At 43.9% G+C, this 22,911-nt stretch carries 23 protein-coding genes; 22 read left to right on the top strand and 1 reads right to left on the bottom strand.

Going from position 1 to position 22,911, the window contains the following annotated elements; translation table 11 throughout:
* The first annotated feature begins 345 nt into the window (after positions 1–345).
* The 7 genes from ABID13_RS22300 (at position 346) to ABID13_RS22270 (ending at position 5,624) form a co-directional block, all read left to right on the top strand.
* Positions 346–708 (top strand): PadR family transcriptional regulator, encoded by a 363-nt coding sequence (locus ABID13_RS22300; RefSeq protein WP_330363690.1) that lies wholly within the window; start codon positions 346–348, stop codon positions 706–708.
* Positions 695–1,705 carry a hypothetical protein gene (locus ABID13_RS22295; protein WP_048929339.1) on the top strand — a complete coding sequence of 337 codons (1,011 nt, stop codon included), beginning with the start codon at positions 695–697 and terminating at the stop codon, positions 1,703–1,705. Before ABID13_RS22300 ends, ABID13_RS22295 begins: the two co-directional genes overlap by 14 nt.
* Before the next feature lie 12 nt (positions 1,706–1,717).
* Positions 1,718–2,470 carry a nucleoside phosphorylase gene (locus ABID13_RS22290; RefSeq protein ID WP_007867094.1) on the top strand — a complete coding sequence of 251 codons (753 nt, stop codon included), beginning with the start codon at positions 1,718–1,720 and terminating at the stop codon, positions 2,468–2,470.
* A 68-nt stretch (positions 2,471–2,538) separates the two neighbouring features.
* Positions 2,539–3,144 carry an ECF transporter S component gene (locus ABID13_RS22285; RefSeq protein ID WP_007867092.1) on the top strand — a complete coding sequence of 202 codons (606 nt, stop codon included), beginning with the start codon at positions 2,539–2,541 and terminating at the stop codon, positions 3,142–3,144.
* 77 nt (positions 3,145–3,221) lie between these two features.
* The gene (locus ABID13_RS22280; protein ID WP_007867090.1) at positions 3,222–3,998 is read left to right on the top strand and encodes an energy-coupling factor transporter transmembrane component T family protein; all 777 of its coding nucleotides are present in this window, start codon (positions 3,222–3,224) and stop codon (positions 3,996–3,998) included.
* Positions 3,986–4,834, top strand: coding sequence for an energy-coupling factor ABC transporter ATP-binding protein (locus ABID13_RS22275; protein ID WP_048929338.1), 849 nt, complete (start codon positions 3,986–3,988; stop codon positions 4,832–4,834). Before ABID13_RS22280 ends, ABID13_RS22275 begins: the two co-directional genes overlap by 13 nt.
* A complete protein-coding gene (locus ABID13_RS22270; protein ID WP_007867085.1) occupies positions 4,827–5,624 on the top strand; it encodes an energy-coupling factor ABC transporter ATP-binding protein in 798 nt (265 codons plus the stop codon). The genes ABID13_RS22275 and ABID13_RS22270 overlap by 8 nt, the downstream gene beginning before the upstream one ends.
* A 114-nt stretch (positions 5,625–5,738) precedes the next feature.
* Here ABID13_RS22270 and ABID13_RS22265 read toward each other — a convergent pair whose 3' ends face one another.
* A complete protein-coding gene (locus ABID13_RS22265; RefSeq protein WP_082173835.1) occupies positions 5,739–6,392 on the bottom strand; it encodes a GntR family transcriptional regulator in 654 nt (217 codons plus the stop codon).
* 229 nt (positions 6,393–6,621) lie between these two features.
* Here ABID13_RS22265 and ABID13_RS22260 point away from each other — a divergent pair, with 229 nt between their 5' ends.
* The 15 genes from ABID13_RS22260 to ABID13_RS22190 all read left to right on the top strand — a co-directional run bounded on the left by ABID13_RS22260 (position 6,622) and on the right by ABID13_RS22190 (position 22,508).
* A complete protein-coding gene (locus ABID13_RS22260) occupies positions 6,622–7,881 on the top strand; it encodes a 3-isopropylmalate dehydratase large subunit (RefSeq protein ID WP_007867080.1) in 1,260 nt (419 codons plus the stop codon).
* Between the two features lie 11 nt (positions 7,882–7,892).
* Positions 7,893–8,402 (top strand): LeuD/DmdB family oxidoreductase small subunit, encoded by a 510-nt coding sequence (locus ABID13_RS22255; RefSeq protein WP_048929337.1) that lies wholly within the window; start codon positions 7,893–7,895, stop codon positions 8,400–8,402.
* A gap of 1 nt (position 8,403) precedes the next feature.
* Positions 8,404–9,735 carry a GntP family permease gene (locus ABID13_RS22250; protein WP_007867072.1) on the top strand — a complete coding sequence of 444 codons (1,332 nt, stop codon included), beginning with the start codon at positions 8,404–8,406 and terminating at the stop codon, positions 9,733–9,735.
* 315 nt (positions 9,736–10,050) lie between these two features.
* Positions 10,051–10,770, top strand: coding sequence for a sulfite exporter TauE/SafE family protein (locus ABID13_RS22245; RefSeq protein ID WP_242849223.1), 720 nt, complete (start codon positions 10,051–10,053; stop codon positions 10,768–10,770).
* A 223-nt stretch (positions 10,771–10,993) separates the two neighbouring features.
* Complete coding sequence (locus ABID13_RS22240; RefSeq protein WP_007867066.1) at positions 10,994–11,995, top strand: LacI family DNA-binding transcriptional regulator; 1,002 nt, start codon at positions 10,994–10,996, stop codon at positions 11,993–11,995.
* A 106-nt stretch (positions 11,996–12,101) separates the two neighbouring features.
* On the top strand, positions 12,102–14,366 hold the full coding sequence (locus tag ABID13_RS22235; protein WP_048929336.1) for an alpha-galactosidase: 2,265 nt from the start codon (positions 12,102–12,104) through the stop codon (positions 14,364–14,366).
* Positions 14,367–14,396: 30 nt separating this feature from the next.
* Complete coding sequence (locus ABID13_RS22230; RefSeq protein ID WP_048929335.1) at positions 14,397–15,287, top strand: carbohydrate ABC transporter permease; 891 nt, start codon at positions 14,397–14,399, stop codon at positions 15,285–15,287.
* A gap of 3 nt (positions 15,288–15,290) precedes the next feature.
* Positions 15,291–16,145, top strand: a complete 855-nt coding sequence (locus tag ABID13_RS22225; protein ID WP_007867058.1) for a carbohydrate ABC transporter permease — start codon at positions 15,291–15,293, stop codon at positions 16,143–16,145.
* A gap of 94 nt (positions 16,146–16,239) precedes the next feature.
* The gene (locus ABID13_RS22220; RefSeq protein ID WP_007867056.1) at positions 16,240–17,628 is read left to right on the top strand and encodes an ABC transporter substrate-binding protein; all 1,389 of its coding nucleotides are present in this window, start codon (positions 16,240–16,242) and stop codon (positions 17,626–17,628) included.
* A gap of 25 nt (positions 17,629–17,653) precedes the next feature.
* Complete coding sequence (locus ABID13_RS22215) at positions 17,654–18,964, top strand: alpha-glucosidase/alpha-galactosidase (RefSeq protein ID WP_007867054.1); 1,311 nt, start codon at positions 17,654–17,656, stop codon at positions 18,962–18,964.
* A 59-nt stretch (positions 18,965–19,023) separates the two neighbouring features.
* A complete protein-coding gene (locus ABID13_RS22210) occupies positions 19,024–20,142 on the top strand; it encodes a PdxA family dehydrogenase (RefSeq protein ID WP_007867052.1) in 1,119 nt (372 codons plus the stop codon).
* A 293-nt stretch (positions 20,143–20,435) separates the two neighbouring features.
* Entirely contained in the window at positions 20,436–20,657 is a 222-nt protein-coding gene (locus tag ABID13_RS22205) for a hypothetical protein (RefSeq protein WP_147329398.1), read from the top strand.
* A gap of 104 nt (positions 20,658–20,761) precedes the next feature.
* Positions 20,762–21,325 (top strand): pentapeptide repeat-containing protein, encoded by a 564-nt coding sequence (locus tag ABID13_RS22200; RefSeq protein ID WP_048929333.1) that lies wholly within the window; start codon positions 20,762–20,764, stop codon positions 21,323–21,325.
* A gap of 100 nt (positions 21,326–21,425) precedes the next feature.
* Positions 21,426–21,827, top strand: coding sequence for a DUF6896 domain-containing protein (locus ABID13_RS22195; protein WP_048929332.1), 402 nt, complete (start codon positions 21,426–21,428; stop codon positions 21,825–21,827).
* 243 nt (positions 21,828–22,070) lie between these two features.
* On the top strand, positions 22,071–22,508 hold the full coding sequence (locus ABID13_RS22190) for a hypothetical protein (protein ID WP_048929331.1): 438 nt from the start codon (positions 22,071–22,073) through the stop codon (positions 22,506–22,508).
* Positions 22,509–22,911: the final 403 nt, after the last annotated feature.

Genomic DNA, 22,911 nt, shown 5'->3' with positions numbered 1-22,911 from the left:
ACTTTCGTATAGTACTATTATACTACATCGAAATCCTGAGTGAAAGAAAAAAGACAACCGCCTCCTATTAGGAGGCTAGTTGTCTACAGTCTGAGCAGGAAACACCTGCTTTTTATTTTTGCTTTTCGTGGCAGGCTGCTTGGATGTAGACCAATCTGCCCATGGGAGGTTTTCCGGGAGTTGTTGGAACAGCATGGAAAAGGAGAGGAGGAAGACAGAAATAAGATAATTATTAGGCAAAAGTGCATAAAAAATAATTGATAAATACGTAAAAATGTACATAATAATATATGCGTATTGACAATACTGTGTGACGCATTATATAATATGAGAAACGGTGGTGAAATGATGGATAAGAGAGATGAGATTGTATCAAATCTGACCTTGGAGCTCCGGCGCGGCACATTGATCCTCAGTGTACTGAGTCAGCTTTTTGTACCGCAGTATGGGTATTCCCTGATACAGTGCCTGAATGCCAGCGGTGTTCAGATCGATATCGGTACAATTTACCCACTGCTTCGCCGGCTGGAAAAGCAGGGGTTGCTGGAAAGCGTATGGGAGGTGGGAGAAAGCAGGCCGCGCAGGTATTATAAGATCAGTGAGGATGGGAAGGTTGTGTATGGCATTCTATGTGAAGAGTGGTTCAGGATGTCAAAGAGTGTAGAGCGCTTGATAAATGGGGGTGAGGATCAGGATGGAGCTGATTGAGCGGTACATATATGCAGTATCCCGCCGCTTGCCGGTGTCACAGCGCGCGGATATTGAACAGGAACTGCGGACTTTGATTGAGGATATGATACAGGAGCGCTGTCATGGAGAGGTCGGACAGGAACAGATCATGGCGCTTCTAAAGGAATTAGGCGATCCGGCTTACCTGGCGGGACAATACAGGGAGGAGCAGAAATATTTGATCGGACCTCAGCTTTACGATGCCTATACGCTGGCAATGCGTATTTTTCTGGCGGCATCCGTGTTTGGGATCAGTCTCATAGAAATAGTTGGTTTTTTCCTTCATCCGGACGCTATGCTGGAAGATATATTGTTCCAATTCGCTGCATTGCTCCTGCGGGCTGTATGTCTGAGCTTTGTACTGGTCACATTGGTATTTGCCCTCATGGAACGCGACCACTATCGCAGAGCATCCAAAGCAGCGTGGGATCCGGCCACCTTGCCAAAGATCCCAAAACGGAGCCAGACCATATCCATCTCTGGGGTGGTATGGTCCGTGGTTGTCAGCATTGCCATGATCAGTGTGATCGTAATGGGAAATCCAACCGTACAGATATCGGAGGTAATCTGGATCACCAATCCCATCTCTATACCGATCTTTTCGCCAAAAGGGATGCAGACGGTTGCTCCGATCATTGTTTCACTGCTGTTTGTTGGGATCATAAGGGACCTGGTAAAACTGGCATCTGGATGCTGGACAATGAAACTGTCGGTCATCAATGTTTTGATCAACAGTATCTCTGTGATCTGCTACATGTTCTTTTTGACAAAGCCGGACATATTTAACCAGTCACTGGTAGGGGGATTGGCATTGAGGGTGTTATGGCCGGCGGGAGTAACTGGGGAGGCTCAGGCCTGTGAGATAGCGGTAAATGTGCTGGTATATCTCACAGTGGTGGCATTGATCACGGAATCTGCCCTTTCCCTGTACCACGGAATCCGCTATCAGTTTGAAAACGGACAAAACAACAGCTAGGAGGGGTAGACTATGGGGGACATGGAGAAACAGCCGCATATTTTGATTTCGCGGAAAGAGTCCGCGGAGTATGCGATCATACCCGGGGATCCAAAACGCGTGAAAAGGATTGCCGGATATCTGGATGATGTGCGGGAACTTGCATTTAACAGGGAGTATTATTCAATACGAGGCAAATATAAAGGTGTCCCTGTCATTGCGCTTTCCACTGGGATTGGGGGACCATCGGCAGCCATAGCGATTGAAGAGATGAGGGCCATAGGAGTCCGGACGATCCTGCGGATCGGAAGCTGCGGAGCGCTTCAAAGCGGCATGTCCGTGGGAGACCTGATCATCAGCACAGGTTCTGTAAGGGATGACGGAACCACGTCCACTTATGTGGATAAGGGATATCCGGCAGTACCGGATCTGGAGACAACGGGTATCCTGCAGCAGGTATGCGGGAAAATGGGATTTAGGTACCATAGCGGGATCACCCGAAGCCATGACAGCTATTATGCGGATACAGCAGAGGAACGGACGGACTACTGGCATAGCAGGGGGATCCTGGGAGAGGATCTGGAGACTTCTACACTCTTTGTGGTGGCAGGCCTGCGGGGGCTCAGGGCCGGATCCATCTTAAATATTGTGGTGGAATGGAAGGGGGATGTAAAGGAAGGGATCCAAGATTATGTAAATGACGCCAGACAGGCAGCTTGCGGGGAAGAAAATGAGATCCTGGCGGCATTGGAAACAATTTCCGAATTGGAGGCAAGAAAGAACTAGGAAGAGCTAGGAAGAACTAGAAAGAGCTAGAAAGAGCCGGAACGGGATAAGGAGAAGGAGGTATTCAAATGGGTAAGAAAAGGGGTATATGGTCATTAAACTTCAGTACGGCATCATTGGTATTGATACCCGCAGCAGTGGGCATCAACTATATCGGTAAGTTTTTCGCTGAGGCGCTGAAGCTTCCGTTATTTATGGATAATATCGGAACCATTATTGCAGGTGCTCTCTGCGGACCGGTTATTGGCGGGATCTGCGGAGCGCTGAAAAATATCATATACGGTCTGACGGCAAGCCCTGTTTCATTGGTCTATGCACTGACCGGCCTGGGTATTGGCCTGACCGCGGGTATTACCGCGTACAAGGGATTGTTCAAAAGTTATAAGGGAGCTCTGATCACAGGCCTTTTGATCGGTCTGGTGGCAGTGGTCATTTCCACGCCCCTTAATATTATATTCTGGAGCGGGCAAACGGGGAATGTATGGGGGGATGCCGTATTTACATATCTGATGGCAAATAAGGTGCCTGTCATATTGTCATCATTAGTGGATGAGGCAGTGGTCGATATACCGGACAAGATCTTAGTAGCGATGATTTCTTTCGCCATATACAAAAATCTTCCCAAACGCCTTACCAGCCTTTATACCATGGAAGAGGAGACCGAAAGTTTATAATAACCGGAGTGGTATCCGGATCATCAGGCGGGCAGGCTCTGTAAGGGACTGCCTGCATCTGCAAGGAGGACTGTGAGATGAAGATGGCAAGCTTATATGTGGAGAAGGAATCGGCGCTTCACCGGACTCATCCGATCAATAAACTTTATTATATCATGGCGGCGGTACTCATCCCGCTGTTCATATCGAATTTGTATGTAACGGTGGGCGTCATCCTGATCAATCTGACACTGCTGAGCAAAGGCAGGGTTTTCCGGCGTATGCTGCCCCTTATTGGTGTGAGCCTGATCCTGATGGCGTCCATCCTGTTGGTCCAGGGCTTATTTAATCCGGACAATGAAACCGTGCTGCTGGATGTTATGGGGATCCGTTATTATCTGGAAGGGTTTCTCCATGCGCTTTCCATTTGTCTGAACCTGATCAATATTATTTGTGCTTTTTCAATCCTTGTATTGACAACAAGGCCGTCAGATTTGGTGGAATCCCTGGTGAAAAAAGGGATGAGCCCCAAAATCGGCTATGTGTTCAGCTCAGTCCTGCAGATTATTCCAGAAATGATCACATCAACAGGCACCATCACAGACGCCCAGCGGTCACGGGGCCTTGAGATGGAGGGAAGCCTGTTGACCAGGGTGAAGGCATTTATTCCCTTAATAGGACCGGTGGTAATGAATTCACTGCTGCAGACCAGAGAAAGGGCGGTTGCCCTTGAAGTGAGAGGATTCAATTCCAGAACACCGAAGACTTTTATCAATCAGATGGAGGATGGAAGCCATGACAGGTTTATCAGAAGCTGCTGCTGTGTTCTGGTCATAGCTGCATTGGTATGGAGGGGATTCCTATGGCTAAGATAAGTGTGGAGCATTTGAAATATATGTATCCCATGACAGATAAACTGGTATTGAATGATATTTCATTCCAGGTTGAAGCCGGTGAGATCGTAGGGATCGTAGGCACCAACGGAGCTGGAAAATCCACGCTCTGCCAGGCGCTTGTAGGGCTGGTGCCAAACTTCTATAAAGGAAGATACGGCGGACATGTGTTTATTGACGGTATGGAGGTTACAAAGGCTGAGTCCAGCGATCTGGTGTCCAAAATCGGCATTGTATTTCAAAGCCCCTTTACACAGGTCACAGGCTCCAAGCTGACTGTGTTTGAGGAGATTGCATTTGGTCCTGAGAACATTGGTCTGCCCCGGGAGGAGATTCTTAAGAGGGTGGAATATGCAATGGAGCTTTTGGATATTGCAAACTACAGGAACCGGAATCCGTTCCAGCTTTCCGGCGGGCAGATGCAAAGGATGGCAATCGCCAGCATCATTGCCATGCGTCCGAAGGTCATTGTCTTTGACGAGCCCACCTCACAGCTGGATCCCCAGGGATCGGAGGAGGTGTTCCGGGCCATACAGACCCTCAGCAAAGAGGGGATGACGATCCTGATTGTTGAGCATAAGATCGAAAAACTGGCAAGATATTGTGATAAGATTATTCTCATGCATGATGGAATTGTGGTGGATTATGATGTTCCTGCAAAGGTGTTTTCCAATTCGGAATTGGAGAAGTATCAGATGGATTATCCGGTGTTTACCCAGATATGCCGTGAGCTTTGCGTGAAAAAAACAGATGGCCTGTATCCTGTTACATTGGAGGATACCTGCCAGCTGGTCAGGGGGCAGAGGGGATATGAATAATATTACGGTTCAGGATCTGTGTTTTTCTTATACAGAGGATACGCCGATCCTCAAAAAACTGAATTTGGAAATTGATGGTAGAAAGACAGCTGTTGTGGGGCAGAATGGAGCGGGAAAGACCACATTTGTAAAATTGCTGAAGGGCCTTTTAAAGCCTGTGAGCGGAAAGATCCTGATCAATGGAACGGATATCAGCACCACAACGGTGGCGGAGTTGTCCAAGCAGGTAGGTATGGTATTTCAGAACCCGGATGACCAGATATTTAAAAATAAGATCATAGATGAGGTAATGTTCGGCCCCCTAAACATTTTTAAGGATAAGGAAAAAGCAAGGGAGAATGCAGTAAGGGCACTGGAGATCGTGGGGCTGAAGGATAAAATGGAGGAAAGCCCCTATGATTTTGGGCTGTCGGAACGGAAGCTGATATCCATTGCATCTGTGATCGCCATGGAAAATGAAATAATAATTCTGGATGAGCCAACCATCGCACAGGACAGCTGGGGAAAGCGGCGCATCGGAGAGATCATCAACCGTTTGGGGGAGGAAGGAAAGCTGGTGATCACCATTATCCATGATATGGATTTTGTCGCCAATTATTTTGAACGGGTGGTGGTCCTGCGCAGGGGAGAGGTTTATCTTGACGGTCCGGCCCAGGAAGTGTTTGCGCAGAGGGAAAAGATACGGGATGCCTATCTGGAACTGCCCCATGTGGCTCAACTCAGCACCATGGAAAATGGTCGGGTGTATATTACGGTTAAGGATTATGTGGAGGCAAAGAGGAGAGGATGAACAGGGGGCTGCTGCCTTTAATATGCTCCCTCTTAAGTAGACGGTCGAAATGATTGAGCGTGTCTACTTAAGAGGGAGCATATTTTATTGACTGGGCGGCCCGCATATTTTAATTTAACAATCCGGGTGGGCAGCCTGAAAACTTTTTAGAATATTGTCCATACTTCTATGAATATGCCATTCCATAATACGTTTCCCTTCAGTTATATCTCCGGCACGAATAGCCTGAAGAATCTCAATGTGCTCTTGTGTGGATTGGTGGTAATGCTCCAGTTCAGAATTCATTGTGCTAATGCTGGGGCCATTCCACAAACTCATAAGAAAATTCAAAAGTTTTTGATTATCTGCCGCTTTCCAAATAGTCATATGAATTCTCTGATTGAGTTCCGTATAGTAAGAACGATCAATCATATCCATATTATCCATCATGTGATACAGTTCAGTGAGTAGTTCAGATACATCTAACCCATTTCTTGTAGCTCTGGCTACAGCCTCAGATTCCAAAAGAATTCTCATTTCGTAATGGTCGGTAATGAATTTTTGATTAATAGGTTTTACAATAGCGCCTTTATTCATTCGTAATTCAATTAATCCTTCAGCAGCCAGAGTCTGAAAAGCTTCGCGGACTGGAGTTCGGCTTACACCAAGCCGTTCTGCGATTTCTGTGAGGCTTAATTCCTGCCCATTTTTATATTCACCTGCTAAAAGTGCTTTTTTTAAAATTGATGTAATGCGCACGCGGGCAGGCATAAGTTCTAATGATTCCACGTTTATCACCTCGGATTTCTCATGTGCTTATCATAACATATTTACGAAATTCCTGTCAAATCTCATAAGATTGCCATTATAATATTGTGAAATATAAATAGAAATATAAGATAATTATAAAAATATATTGCACATAAAGTAGAAATGTGATAATCTAAACGTGAAAAATGTAATATCGTATACGATATTTAAAATACGATATACAAACAAGAGAGGAGATGGTAGGTTTATGCATGCAATCGAGAAGATTCTTGCGAAAAACAGCGGAAGGAAAAAGGTAAGTACAGGTGAAATTGTAACTGCAAAAGTTGACTTTGCGGAAATAAATGACCTGTATTTACAAACGGTATATTCTTTTTATGAAATGGGTGGAGAAACGGTGTGGGATAATACGCGTGCGGCTTTTGTTTTTGATCATTATGCTCCGGCACCGGATATTAAGAGCGCATCGAATCATGAGGAAATGCGTGGTTTTGCAAAGAAAAATAACTTAAAATATCACTTTGATACAAATTGCGGAGTATGTCATCAGGTGATGCCGGAGGCAGGAGTCATTTATCCGGGGATGATTGTGGTGGCAACGGACAGCCATACCACAACACATGGAGCATTTGGAGCCATGGGAACTGGATGTGGCGCCACAGATATGGCTACGATTTTGATGACTGGGGAGCTCTGGTTCCGAATACCGGAAATCATTGAAGTCCGTTTGGAGGGTGAGACAAAAAAGGGAGTATATCCCAAAGATGTGATACTGCATGTTCTGGGAAAAATCAAGGCTGACGGAGCTGTATATAAAGCAATTGATTTTACGGGAAGTTATGTAGAGCAACTAAATGTGGCAGGCAGAATGGTTATCTGTAATATGGCTGTTGAGATGGGAGCAAAGACAGCATATATGCAGCCAAATCAGGATGTATTGGATTATGTTTCAAAACGTGCAGCCCGTTCCTATGAAGTTCAGTATACAGATCCGGATTTTCAATACCAGGAATCTTATTGCTGGGATGTTTCTGAATTGGAGCCACAATTAGCCTGTCCCCACAGTGTAGATAATGTAGCACCTCTGAGTAAGGTGATTTTAGAGCAGGATGTTATATTAAATCAGGGATATGTAGGCAGCTGCACGGGAGGCCGTGAGGAAGACATAGCCGAGACGGCAGGAATCCTAAGAGGAAAACACATTCCTCCATACTGCAGGCTGGTAGTAGTTCCGGCTTCAGCAGAGGTTATGTTGTCATGCATGGAAAAGGGATATATTCAGGATCTAATGAAAGCGGGAGCAACGATTGCCACTCCCGGATGCGGAGCTTGTTTGGGAGCGCATGAAGGGATTATTGCACAGGGGGAGCGCTGCATAAGCAGTACAAATCGAAATTTCCCAGGGAGAATGGGATCGAATAAGGCGGAGATTTATTTGGCTAGTCCGGCGACTGTGGCAGCAAGCATACTGAATGGACGCATCACAGATCCGCGGCAGTATTTATAGGGGGTGAGCAGATGGAAACAATAATCATTGGAGAAACTATCGTTGTTGGAAATAATATTGACACTGACCAAATATATCCGGGACGCTTTTTGGCGCTTACTGATCCGGAAGAGATTGGGAGTCATTGCTTAAGTGGGGTAGATGAAAATATTGCGGTTTCTTTTCCGAAAGGAGGGATTGTTGTAGCAGGGACTAATTTTGGGTGTGGATCCAGCAGGGAACATGCACCGATTGCGCTGTTACATATGGGAGTATCTGCAGTTGTTGCTGATTCCTTTGCACGTATTTTCTTTCGCAATTCAATTAATTTAGGGCTGCCCTTGGTGGTATGTAGAGGAATCGGTAAGAAAGTGAAGTATGGACAGACTCTGAAGTTGGACTTGGAGAATGGCACAGTTACTGTTATGGAAACAGGAGAATGCTGGCTGTGCGAGAAAATGGGAGAACAGGCTTTTAAGATCTTGGAGGCAGGTGGAATTAAGCCTATGATGAGAGAAAGAATGAAAAAAGGGGGAGAATAGTATGTCGATTGAGTTTGTCTTTATCATTGGAATGGCAATTTTACTGTTTTTATGCCTGAAGGTAAAAGCGAATGCATTCATCGCATTATTGTCAACAGCACTTGTTATGGGAGTACTTGCGGGAATGAGTGGTTCTGATACAGTAGGAGCAATCACAGGAGGATTTTCAGGAACGGTTAAGAGTATTGGTATTGTTATCATTTTTGGGATTATGCTGGGCAATTATCTTGATGCGGCGAAAGCTACAAATCGAATGGCTATGGACACCGTAAAACTGGTTGGACAAAAGCGGGCAGGGCTTGCCATGGCTATTACAGGATATATTGTATCAATTCCGGTTTTTTCAGATGCGGCATTTGTAATTTTAACTCCTTTGGTAAAGGCGATTCAAAAGAAAACAAAGATCCCTTTAGCTATTTTGGCAGTGAGCCTTTCAGCAGGACTGCTGGCAACCCATGTTTTTGTTCCGCCGACTCCAGGCCCATTGGCGGCGGCTGGGTTGCTGGGAATTGATATTGGACAGGCCATATTATACGGAAGTTTTGCAGCAGTTTTTATGACGCTTTTTGGATGGATTTTTGCAGAGATTTATTTTAGGAATAAGCCTGACGATTTTTACTCATTCCGTTCTGATATAAAAGAGGAGGAAACAGCAAATATTGATGATGACTCAAATTTGCCCGGAACATTGGCCAGCCTTTTGCCATTACTGGTGCCGATTGTATTGATTCTTTCAAAAACTACTTGCGATATGATTTGTCCGGAGGGAACGCCGGTTCTGCTGATTACTTCTTTTGTTGGAGATTCAAATATTGCATTGGCTATTGGCGCGGTTTTAGCTATTGTAACACTTGGTAAACGTTTAGGGAGCAAAAAGGTACTTGAAGTAATGGATAAGACACTAAAGGATGCAGGGCCAATCGTGTTCATTACGGCAGCAGGAGGTGCACTGGGCCAAGTATTGAAGGTTTCTGGAGCTGGTGATAGCCTGGCGAATATGGTCATTAATACAGGACTCCCCTTTATTCTGATTCCATTTGTGATATCCGGTGTTTTAAAAGTAGTACAGGGCTCAGGTACCGTTGCAGTGACAACTGCTGCAACTCTTTGTGCTCCGATTGCAGCAAGTCTGGGATTAAATCCTATTTTGATTTTCTTGGCGTCAGGCGCAGGCGCACGAGCTTGCTGTCATGTGAACGATAGCTATTTTTGGGTATATACCAACTGTATGGGTTATGATATGAAAACAGGATTAAAAACTTTATCTCTCAGCAACATTTCCATGGCTATTGGCGGCTTGGTTGCAACATTTATTTGCAGTATATGGCTGTAAATAGGATCAAAGGGAATCGTTTAAAATAAATAGTTTCAAATACATAAAAATTGAAGATACCACAGACCAGGAAGATGAATAAAGGCTCCTGGTCTTTTTTACCGCTGCTATTCGGCCTATTCATATATTATCCCCCAATAATCTGCAGACCTATCCTCACTATTCCCAGCGGACACAAGATACCGTAAGATGCGCAGATGTACAGGCCCCATACCCTTTCACCATATTGTGTTTATCTATCTGTAGTGATATCATGATTATGAATAAAATGAGTCATCACAAGCTGGTTCATTTTAAAAATAAAAGGAGAGTGGAATGATGGCCTGGTGGGCAGTTGCGGCGGTTGCGGCATTTTTTATAAAAGGATTATGCGGGTTTGCAAATACGCTGGTATTTACAAGTATATTGAGCTTTTCTAACAACAATAGCGTGATTTCGCCGGTGGAGTTACTGTTGGGATATCCAACCAATATGATTCTGGCTTGGAGAGAACGCAGATCCATAAAATGGAGCATATGTATTCCGTTATCGATCTTAGTTGTCATGGGCAGTGTACCCGGCATTTTATTTCTTAAAAATGCGGATGTGCGCATGATAAAAATTTTCTTTGGGTTTATCATCATTCTCATAGGCATGGAAATGCTGTACCGGGAATATCATACAAAACCCGTTAAGCAGTCCAAGATCCTGCTTGGATTGATTGGGATTCTGTCAGGACTGCTTTGCGGCCTGTACGGGATAGGGGCCCTTTTGGGAGCTTATGTAAACAGAGTTACAGATGACACCCACTCTTTTAAAGCTAATATCTGTATTGTTTTTTTGATTGAGAATACATTGAGGATTTTTTTGTATGGGTTATGGGGAATGGTTTCGCTTGAACTGGTAAAAACATCCATTATGCTGATTCCGTTTATGCTTCTGGGACTTTCACTTGGCATTTTTAGTGGAAGGATCCTGCCGGAGAAAGCAGTCAGAAAATTAGTTGTTGTCATGCTGATTATTTCAGGCGCGGCATTGGTAATGAAAAGTATATAAACGCACAGAAAAAATGACTAAAAATTAGTAATCAAAATGAATAAATTAATGCAATTTTGGACTGTGCAATCCTGTAAAAAGATGGGAATTGTTAAAACAGTGACAATAATAGGGGATAAAAGCGATAAAAATATACAAAATATATAAAAAGCTATTTACAATCAGAGAAGCTTATGGTAATCTATAAATACAGAGGATAAACACGCGTTTACAAGGTGATGACATGAAAATTACAAGTGCAGAGATTGCAAGACTGGCAAATGTTTCAAGAAGTACAGTTTCCCGGGTGGTCAATAATTATTCCAATGTACCTGATGAAACCAGAAAGAAAGTTTTGGATGTGATCGAGAAATATGGATATGAACCGAATTCCTTTGCCCAGGTGCTTGCCGGAAAAGCAAGCAGGGAAATTGCCTTATTCATCTCGGATTGTGATTCAAGCAGAAAAAGGTGGAAGGGAACAGAGTCCCCATATTTTATGAGATTGATCGCTGAATTGATCTCTCAGGGTAAACAATATGAATATATGATCTCGGTTGTTGTGGTTACGCAGAAGTCAGATTTCGCTAAGATAGAGAATATGTATTTGAGCAGGATGATCTGCGGCGGAGTTTTTGTCGGCTTTGAGTTTGAGATGAAGTCGATCAATGAATTGGCATTACAGGGATTTAATATGGTGGTGATCGACCCGAATGTGGACATGATACAGGCGGAAAACATACGGGGTATCTACAGCCAGAACCAGGATGCAGGCTATTTGGCCACAAGCTATCTGATCAGACAGGGGCACAGGCAGATCGTGCATCTTTCCGGAGATGACAGGTTGTCCAGCCGGGACCGTGTGATAGGCTATAAAAGGGCTATGCTGGAAGCCGGCCTGGAGGATGAATGCCGGATCGAGGCGGGCAACTTTAACAGTGAGACAGCATACAAAGCGGCGGAAAGGATATTACACACGCCTGCAACTGCCATTTATGCAGCCAATGATCTGATGGCCATTGTTGCCATGCGTGCGGCCAATGATCTGGGGCGGAAGGTTCCGGAAGATATTAAGATAGTTGGCTGCGACTACAATTCTAACTATGAGGACTTAGGGTATCATTTGACAACAGTGGAGATATCGGTGCGTGATATTGCAAAAACAGCGGTGAGGGCAGTGATCGGAATGGAAAAGGGGGACCGTTTGATCTGCCCTGCCAGATTTAGAAAAGGAGTGACGGCTTGACAAAAAGCCTTGTCACTTTTGCAAAAAATAAACGCGCGTTCACGATTTTATAAACGCGCGTTCACAAAAACCTTGCTGTATATGCGATCTTAGAAGGGGGATTGGAATGGCAAAAATTATTTATAACACGTCAACCAGGGAATTTCATCTGTGCAACCAGAGGATCAGCTATATTTTATCCGTTCTTGAAAACGGGCAGCTGGGCCAGTTGTATTTTGGAAAGAAGCTGACCCACAGGGATTCTTTTGCACACTTTATCCAGATGAGAACACAGAGCCACACGGCTTATGTGTATGAAAATGATTTTTTGTTTTCACTTGATACCATACGGCAGGAATACCCGTCTTATGGAACGACTGATTTCAGAGAACCGGCATACCAGATCGAGCAGGGCAACGGCAGCAGGATCACTGGATTTGCTTATAAATCCCATGAGATCTATTCGGGAAAAAAGAAATTAAACGGACTTCCGGCTGTTTATACAGAGGATGACCAGGAAGCCGTCACTCTGGATGTCATTTTAGAGGATCCGCTGATCCAGGTACAATTGATCTTGTCCTATACGATTTTTGAGGATTATGATGTGGTCTGCCGGAATGCAAAATTTGTAAACCATGGCTGCCGGACAGTAAAACTAAACCGGGCAATGTCATTATCCATAGATCTGTATGATGATGATTTTGAAATGATCCAGCTGGATGGCGCCTGGTCAAGAGAGCGTCATATCGTCCGCCGGAAGCTGGTTGGAGGAATACAGTCTGTTTCCAGTGCCAGAGGTGCAAGCAGCATGGACCACAATCCGTTTATTGCCTTGAAGCGTCCCTGGGCAACAGAGCAGTCCGGGGAGGTGTACGGATTTTGCCTGATCTACAGCGGCAATTTTTTGGCGCAAGTTGAGGTGGACCGCTATGAGACCGCCCGTGTTATGATGGGGATCAATCCCTTTGAGTTTTCCTGGATGCTGGAGACCGGGGAGGAATTCCAGACCCCGGAGGGGGTAATGGTTTACTCCTGTGAAGGATTGAACGGCATGAGTCAGAATTTCCACAGCTTGTTCACCAAACGACTGGTGAGAGGGCCCTGGAGAGAAAAAGAACGTCCCATCCTTTTGAATAACTGGGAAGCCACCTTTTTCAAGTTTGATGAAAAGAAAATATTAGACATAGCTGAGAAGGCCAGACATCTTGGGGCGGAGCTGTTTGTATTAGATGATGGATGGTTTGGAAAACGGGATGATGCGGGAAGTTCTCTGGGTGACTGGTACAGTGATCTGAACAAGCTTCCGGACGGCGTGGAAGGGTTGTCCAAAAAGATTGCTGAACTTGGATTGGAGTTTGGCTTATGGTTTGAACCGGAGATGATCAATAAGAACAGTGAGTTGTATCAAAACCATGGAGAGTGGGTGATCAGGGTGCCGGAACGCCCCATGTCCCAGGGAAGAAATCAGTATGTTCTGGATTTTTCCAATCCTGAAGTCGTGGATCATATCTATAATATGATGCACAAGGTTTTGAGCAATTCCAAGATTTCATATATAAAGTGGGATATGAACCGGAATATTACGGAGGCGTATGGCGCAACGCTGGGGGCTGAGAAACAGGGTGAATTTTTCCACAGATATATATTAGGAGTATATGATTTATATGAAAAACTGATCCAATCTTTTCCTGACATCCTGTTTGAATCCTGTGCAAGCGGCGGCGGGCGGTTTGATGCCGGTATGCTGTACTATGCGCCGCAGTGCTGGGCCAGCGATGACACGGATGCAGTGGAACGGATCAAAATACAATACGGGACAAGCATGGTGTACCCGCTGTCATCCATAGGCGCCCATGTTTCGGCTGTTCCGAATCATCAGGTGAAACGGATGACCAGCATCGGCTTCCGGGCAAATGTGGCCTTTTTTGGAGCGTTTGGATATGAGCTGGATCCGAATCAGATGACAGAGGCGGAGCAGAGCGCTGTGATGGAACAGATCCAATTTTACAAAAAATACCGGAATGTATTTCAGTACGGAAGATTTTACAGATTAAAGGATCCATTTGAAAATCAGGGCGATGCGGCGTGGATGGTAGTATCGGAGGACAGGAAGACAGCCATTGTCAGCTGCTACAAAGTGCTGGCCACACCCAATCCCAAATTGAAGAAAGTGCTGCTCAGAGGATTGGATCCCCAGATGATGTACGTCTGTGCTGAAACAGGAAGGTCTTATTACGGGGACGAACTTATGAACATGGGAATGTTAACGGATATGGAATTTACGGGATCTTCCGTAAGAAAAAAGGAGGTCACAAAAAAGAATTCCGGATCAGATATGGGTGATTTTACTTCTCAGATGTATGTTCTGGAGTGCAGGGCACAAGGCAATTAGGCCGTTTCACTGTGAAGAAGGAGGAACGCTATGGTAGAAAAGAACTCGAAAATAAAAATGCCTTTTTGGAGAAATATTAAAGTAGTGCCATATCTTTATATTCTTCCAAATATGATCTTGTTTTTAGTATTTATGATCATTCCCATATTCATGTCATTTTACTATAGTACTGTAAAATGGAATGGAATGGGGACGCCGAAATTTATCGATATACAGAACTATCTGTATATTTTCCAGGATAAAGTATTCCTAAAATCCATTTTTAATACGTTCTATTATACGGTTGCCACCGTACCCCTTTTAATGGTGCTTGCATTGTTTTTTGCAGTGCTGCTGAACAGTGCGATTCCGCTGAGAGGAGTGATCCGTTCTGCAATATATGCACCTGCAGTAGTGTCCACCGTTGTTGTGGGAACGGTGTTTACCTGGATCTTTCAGGATCAGCTTGGGCTGATCAATTATTTGATCCGGTCACTGGGCGGCACGGCGATCCAGTGGGCGAATGACCCCAAATTTGCAATGGTCATGCTGATCGTTGCAACTGTATGGCAGAGGACCGGATACAATATGGTGATCTACCTGGCAGGTTTACAGGGAATACCAACGGATGTGATGGAGGCAGCAACCATCGATGGTGCAAGTACCTGGCAGAAATTCCGCTACATCACCCTTCCCCTTCTTAAGAATACGCATATGTTTGTAATGATCACTTGCATGATCCATGCGTTCCGTTCATTTGACCTGGTCTATACCATGACGCAGGGAGGTCCGCTGAATGCAACAAAGACCATGGTAATGTATGTCTATGAGCAGGCATTTAATAAGAATTACTATGGCAGGGCGGCGGCCGGCGGTATTGTATTATTTGCGTTTATGGTGGTACTCACATTGATCAGGTTCAGGATTGAGAAGGAGGATTAGCATATGAACGATTCAGGACGTATGGGCATGGATAGGAGAAAATACAGGCTGATGAAGACGGCGGTCTTTCTGCTTATGTTTTCAGCGGCAGTGATAGCGTTATTCCCGTTTTACTGGATGATGGCAACCGCAGTGAAACCAGTGGATGAAATATTTGCATTTCCCCCCAAGTTATGGCCAAGTGAATTTATATGGTCCAATTTTGCAACAGCACTGTCCAGGGCGCCATTTGGGCTTTATTTCAGAAACAGTTTTATAGTAACTTTGCTCTCAACCGTGATAACGGTTTGTATCAACCTGCTTGCAGGGTTTGCCTTTGCAAAATACGATTTTAAATTTAAAGAATTTTTGTTTCTGATCGTATTAAGTACATTGATGATCCCCCTTCAGGTCACCATGATCCCGGTATTTGTCATTGCATCCAAGATCGGAATCCGTAATACGCTGTGGGGTGTGATTATCCCGCCGTGTGCCGAAGCACTGGGACTTTTTATGTCCCGCCAGTTTATCAGTGACATCCCCGATGGATTGATCGAGGCGGGAAGGATCGATGGCGCCACAGAGTTTACGATTTTTACAAAGATCATACTTCCCAATGTGAAACCGCTTATCAGCGTGCTTGTGATCTTCACGGTTATGTGGCGTTGGAATGATCTGCAGTGGCCGTTGATCATGCTTTCCAATGATAAGTATTACACAGTACAGCTGGGATTATCTAATCTAAACGGGGCGCAGTATGTTAACTGGAATGATATGATGGCAGCTTCGCTGATATCTGTGCTGCCGGTCCTGGTGGTATTCCTGTTATTCCAGCGGCAGTTTGTACAGGGGGTTGCTTCCAGCGGTATTAAAGGTTAGGGAGGAAGGGGAATACAAAAACAAATAAATACGAAACACATAAACACGATATACATAAACACGAAAGTGTAAAAATATAAAGGAGGAGTATTTTATGCGTAGAAACAGAGTCAAAAAGGTTATGGCAGTTATGCTGGCGGCAGGTATGGTAAGCGGATTGGCTGCCTGCGGCGGAAAAACCGCAGAAAAACCAGCGGCAACACCAGCGGCAAAAGAAGCGGCGGCAGAGACAACGGCAGAGGCAGCAAAAGGGGCAGATGCGGCAGCGGAGGAATTAAAAGCGGAAGAGGGGGCGGAAATTGAAATCGCATATTGGGAAGGATCCACTTCTGACAAAGACGCATGGGATGAGTTGATCGCAAATCTTCAGAAGGACCATCCGGAGATTAAGATCATTCCCCAGACATATCCGTCTTCAGATTACAGAGATATGCTGGACACCAGGATTGCGGGAAATGACTGGCCGGATGTAATGCGTTATACCTATCAGAGACTTGGTAAATTCAAACAGGCGGACGTAATGCTGGACCTGAGCCCTTATATTGCCCAGGAGAGCCTGGATGATGTTTCACCGGCATTTTTATCCGCATGTACATATGAGGGAAAACTGGTAGCCATGCCTCATCATACGGATACAGTGGCAATGTTTTACAACAAGAGGATGTTTGAGGAAGCTGGGATAAGGATTCCCACCAGTGTGGAAGATGGTTATTCATGGGAAGAAATAACTGATATTGCAAGGACCTTAAAGGATAAATACAGCCTGCCTTATGCATTTGGCGGTATCTGGGAGAATAACAGCGGTTATCGCTATCTTCCGTTCATTTACATGAATGGCGGATCTGTGCTGAACGAGGCCCAGGATGCTGTTACAATGGATTCACCGGAGGTATTAGAGGCAATCAAACTGTATGAGGATTGGAGAAAAGAAGATCTGGTTGCCAACACTGCATTTTCAGGAGCCACAACCACCAACTCATTGTTTGTAGCGGAGCAGACTGCATTTACATTCTCAGGAAGCTGGCATTGCTCCTATATGCAGGAGAACATGGGCGACAAATGGGGAATGACATATATGCCGGTCCGCAATGGAAAAACAGGATCTGATATGGGCGGCAACGCAGTATTTGCATATTCAGAAACAAAATATCCCAAGGCAGCGGCAATTGTCATTGATTATATCACCAATGCTGAGAATATGAAGACATTCTGCGAGACAGGTGCGTTCATTCCTGTAAGAACCAGCCTTTTGGAGGGCGGTGTAGAATATAAGGTATTCCCGGACGAGATGAGGATCTTAAATGAGATCGTGGCAACGATTGATCCCAAGATGGCGGCAGATGAGACTTCCGTATCCTTCCAGCAGCTAAATGAAGTATTTAACGAAGAGATGGATCCGCTGGCAGTGAACAATTCTGCAACAGCGGAACAGGTGGTGGCAGCATGCCAGGAGCGTATGACAGAAGTTTTGAATGAGCAATAATACAGGATGTGGAAAGGGGCACAACATGGCTTTGAAGATTACATTTCTGGGCGCAGGAAGTTCCGTATTTGCCAGAAATGTTCTGGGTGACTGTATGATCCATCCGGAACTTGAAGATATGGTATTTTCATTATACGATATAGATGAGCAGAGACTGGAAGACAGCTATCTGATGCTGAATTCCATGAAGCATCATTTTGGGAAAAACGTAACACTGGAAAAATATGTGGGAGAAGCAATGCTTCCCAATGCCCTTACAGGATCTGACTTTGTGATCTGTGCGGTTCAGGTTGGAGGGTATGACCCATGTACCATTTCGGATTTTGAAATCCCGAAAAAATACGGCTTAAGGCAGACGATTGCAGACACGTTGGGAGTGGGAGGCGTATTCCGCGCATTAAGAACCATCCCGGTTCTGGAAATGTTTGGAGAACATGTGGAGAAATATTGTCCCAATGCGGTTTTCCTTAATTATACGAACCCAATGGGAATGTTAAGCGGATATATGCAGCGCTATTCCAATGTGAATTTTATCGGCTTATGCCATAGTGTTCAGGTCGCAGTGCCAAAGCTTTTTGACGGCATCGGCATGGAGTATGACGATAAGGTGCAGTGGAAGATTGCAGGGATCAATCATATGGCATGGCTTTTGGAAGTCAGCCGGGACGGGGTGGATCTGTATCCGGAGATCAAACGCAGGTCAAAGGAGCTTGGATATCCGGAGGGAGACAAAGTACGCCACGAGATCATGCACCGGTTTGGATATTATGTCACGGAATCCAGCGAACATAATGCGGAATATATGCCGTACTTTATTAAAGATAAATATCCGGAATTGATCCAACGGTATAATATTCCCCTGGACGAATATCCAAGAAGATGTATCAGGCATATTGAAGAGTGGCAGAAGATGAGGGAGGAGCTGATCAATTCACCTGATCTGGGACATGAGGCGTCCAAGGAATATGCAGTTCAGATCATCCACTCCATTGTGAACAATAAGCCGTTTAAATTCGGCGGAAATGTGATCAACCATGGAATGATACCCAATCTTCCGGCCAAGGCATGTGTGGAGGTACCCTGTATCTCAGATGCTTCCGGCATTGCGCCGGTTTATGTGGGAGAATTGCCGGAACAGCTGGCGGCATTAAACAGAACCAACATTAATGTTCAGCTTATGACCATCGAAGCCGCGCGTACAAAGAAAAAAGAGGCGGTATACCAGGCAGTAATGCTGGATCCCCATGTGGCGGCGGAGCTTTCCATGGATGATATTACAGCTATGTGTGATGATCTGTTTGAGGCCCATAAAGATTGGATGCCGCAGTACAGGTAGCAAGGGAAAGGGGGAGCATATGACAGCTCCCTCTTCCTTTTTAGGAGGAAGAGCCTGCAATGATCAAAAAATTGCGTTTGGGGATACATTTGGGGATACATTTGGGGATCCCCTATGTGGTTTTACCCGGAAATGCAGGCAGGACGGAAGATTTAAGAAAGGCGGTGGGCGGATTGGAAAAGAATGAAAAACCTGTTGTGGCAGTATTAATAGGAGATGGAAGCGGTGTTGGGCCGGAGCTGACGGCAAAACTGGCAGCAAAAGGGATTTTGAATGAACATGCAAGACCCGTTGTGATGGGGGATGTGCATTTATGGAAATACGCATTGGAGACATTTGATCTGAATGTTAACTGGAAGCTGTTTGATTCCATGGATACGGTTGACTGGGAGCATGGGATACCGGTGATCCATGTGGGGGACCAGGATCCGGGGATGATCGAGAAGGGGAAAGTAAATCAGATATGCGGCAAAGCATGTCTTGATATGATCTGCTATGCTGTGTCATTATTTAAAAATGGAAAGATCCAGGGAGTGTGTTATGCTCCTTTAAATAAAGGGGCCATGAAACTGGCTGACAGTCCTGCGGCAAGTGAGACAGAACTTTTTTCCATGCTTTTGGGACAGGAGGGTGAATGCGGTGAGATCAATATGCTGGATCAGGTATGGACAACAAGGGTGACCAGCCATATTCCGGTATCAGCAATCAGCAGCCAGCTGACAGTGGATGGGATCGTACAAGCGATCTGTCTGGCGGATAAGACGTTAAAAAAAGCAGGATACCGCCATCCGAAGATCGGAGTATGCGCTTTGAATCCCCACGCAGGTGAAGGCGGTCTATGCGGAGACGAGGAGGGCAGGGTGATCTCTCCGGCGATCCGGGAAGCGTCTGGAAGGGGAATTGATGCACAGGGGCCATTTGCATCGGACACTCTGTTTAAACAGGCCTTTGACGGAACATATAATGCGGTGGTGACCATGTATCATGATCAGGGGCAGATCGCCTTAAAGCTAAAGGGATTTGAACGGGGGATCACGATTGTGGGAGGACTGAACATGCCGGCAACAACCTGTGCCCACGGAACAGCCCATGATATTGCCTGGAAGGGAATCGCATCCACACAATCGCTGGAGAATGCTTTTTGTATGGTTTGCAGGATGGCGGGAGAATCCATTTAAAAATAACGTTTGTAAAATAAAAACCTCGGACTGCCTGATAGGCAAGCTTTCGAGGTTTATCAGTAGCAAAAGGGAGACATGAACTCTCGACATAGGCCCATAAAAACCAATAAAATAAGGAGATTTGAGCACATCATCCGAAAGTGTAATGAAAGGTGTAATCAAAAATCAAGTATTTGGACATCTGAATAAGTCCATGAGTATGTAATCACTACACATATTCCTGGACTTATTTTAGTGCTCAAGGTAGCTGCTTAGAACGACCAGATAATTGCTGGGACGATAATAACCTTGTGGAGGAACGTATTGATGGTAAAAAACTTAATATGTACATGCGAGGTATCGATGTAATTGCCGCAGAAGCAGATAACGTGGTATACTACTATATATTGAACGAGCATGGGGACGTATCCGAGCTAAGAAATCAAGGTGGAATCTGCAAAGCCTCATATGAGTATGACGCGTTTGGGATTGAGAGAAATCCTAACAAAGAGGATGATAATACAATAAAATAGGTACGCGCCAGTGGGGTGGAGGTGATCCAAAAGGGATAGTAAAATGGGAAGATATACTAATGGATTTATCCGATTGGGATAATCACTAAAATTTGGAGGCAATTATGTACATATTAAGAGAAGGCGATGAGCCAATGGAACTGCCAGTAGACAAGTTAAAAGAAAATGTCTTTGATGATATTTGTTTTTCAAGATGTATATTAACAAACCTGGATATGAGTCATTCCAGCTATTTGAACTGTGATTTTAGATATGCAGAAACAAAATGTACTCTATTTAATTATTCTAATTTTGAGAAATCGAGATTGATCGGGATGGAATCTGCTATGGCTGATTATAGCAAGGCAAATCTAAAATCGACTTTAATTATTTCCAGTGATTTTTCTGGAGGAAGCTTAAATGGAGCAGATTTAACAGGTTCAACACTTTCCAACGTAAACTTTAACTTTTGCGACTTAAGAGGCGCTATTTTAGAGTGCGATGGACTGGATACATGTACTTTTGACAACGCAGTATATGATGATAGTACAGTATGGAGTTTAGGTTTTAAGCCTAATTTATTTGGTGCTAAGTTAATCAGCTCCTCTTATTTTAATGATGCATCAAGCAACGATAATGTAGCTAAACATCTTCTGCATTATTATAAGGACGAGGGTACATCAATGTGATTCTATTACTTAATTGCAGTGTTGCATACATATGAAGACTACAAAATATACTCAAATATGCGTATAAATAGCAATTAAATAATGATTGGAGGAATTAATATTGGATGAAATATTAAAACAATTAACAATCGAGTATTTAGAGGCTGTTGAAGATAGGTGTAGTCTTCTTTTTCAAGCATTAAATGTAAAGAATAAGTTTGAATTAGGTCCTATTATGAGGCAGTGTCAAGAACCGCGAAAAGAGTTTTTTGTGAACGGAAAACGGTACGAAGCTTATTTGCATGGTAGAGGGTGCAATGTATTTGATGGACAAATAAACATTGATTGGGATTTTGATGCTGTGGGTTATGGTATCAACCCACATTTGCTATCGTATTATATTGAGCAAAGTGCACCAGAGTTACATAAGTTATATCCTGAAGCAAGAATAAAAGATGAGTTTGAAAAGGCATTAACCACTGGAGAATTAGTCAAGAGATGTTTTCTTTATTATTATGTATAAATTTATGAACTGATAAAGTTATTGAAAGTATCATATCAATAAAATGATGATAAAATACCACAATAGTAAAAGCAAAAAATTAGACTACCGCACCAGGAATGATAATAGATAGAACTTTGGATCTATTAAAAAATTGGGAGGTTAAGCTTATGAATTTTCATTTTAGCGAAGAAGAGATTTCGCTTATAAAAGATTTGATTGAAACATCATATGCCTGCACGTTAGGAGGAAAAGAGTTGACATATGGAGAAAAACTGGAGAAATTGTTATCTTACCATGGATAAAGTGGTTTTAAAATCAAAAGAGTTTGCTTTGACCTTAGTTGCGGAATCAGATTGGCAATGCCACGTGTATTTTTCAAAACGCAGGAACTTTAAAAAAGTTTATCTTGGGATAGAAAGAGTTGAATATGTTTGTTCATACTTGATATCTGGATTAACGAGGAAGTTGATGGAGGGAGAGGGGGTATACAAGCATGGAGATATAGATGTTTTTTGGATCATGTCACTATCTATCAAACATGCCTGTCTTTATGGAAATGTATCCGATATGGGTTTTAAACTCTTTTGTGTTGAGGATGGAGGGCATTATCTTCCGACAATTACTTTAGATCAGCAATGCATAAATGATTGGGTTGCACAGTTGTCAGATCTTCGCATGAAATATCAATCAGAAAGTTAATTGAACGATTTCAAACATTAAATAATGGTTGCTTCAAGAAAATCCTGAACACACCATCGTATGATCAGGTTTTTCCCAAAATAGTACATTTGGATTTGCAGTTGTGGAATATTAAAAAGGGGGCGGCAAAGAGTGCTGTTGTATCTAACGGAATGGGAATAGCGAAACACTATGGTTCAGAAATATGGAACAATATTAATTATTACACACCATATAATTGCAGTAATTCCATAGATGATGTTTTGTTGAAAAATTATGACTTCATAGATCATACTGTGAAAATGATGGCACAACGGCAGAATAAAATGGATGAACTATTAAGATCTCTAAATCCTCGTTACCATAAAGAAAGTATTTTAAATCAGATTTAATGTAATAACGGTTGATTAAGTTCATTGCCAAC

It is taken from the genome of Enterocloster citroniae, from assembly GCF_040545455.1.
Taxonomy (GTDB): Bacteria; Bacillota; Clostridia; order Lachnospirales; family Lachnospiraceae; genus Enterocloster; species Enterocloster citroniae.
Note: the sequence above shows the minus strand (reverse complement) of the source record. Positions and strands in the feature narration are given on the sequence as shown.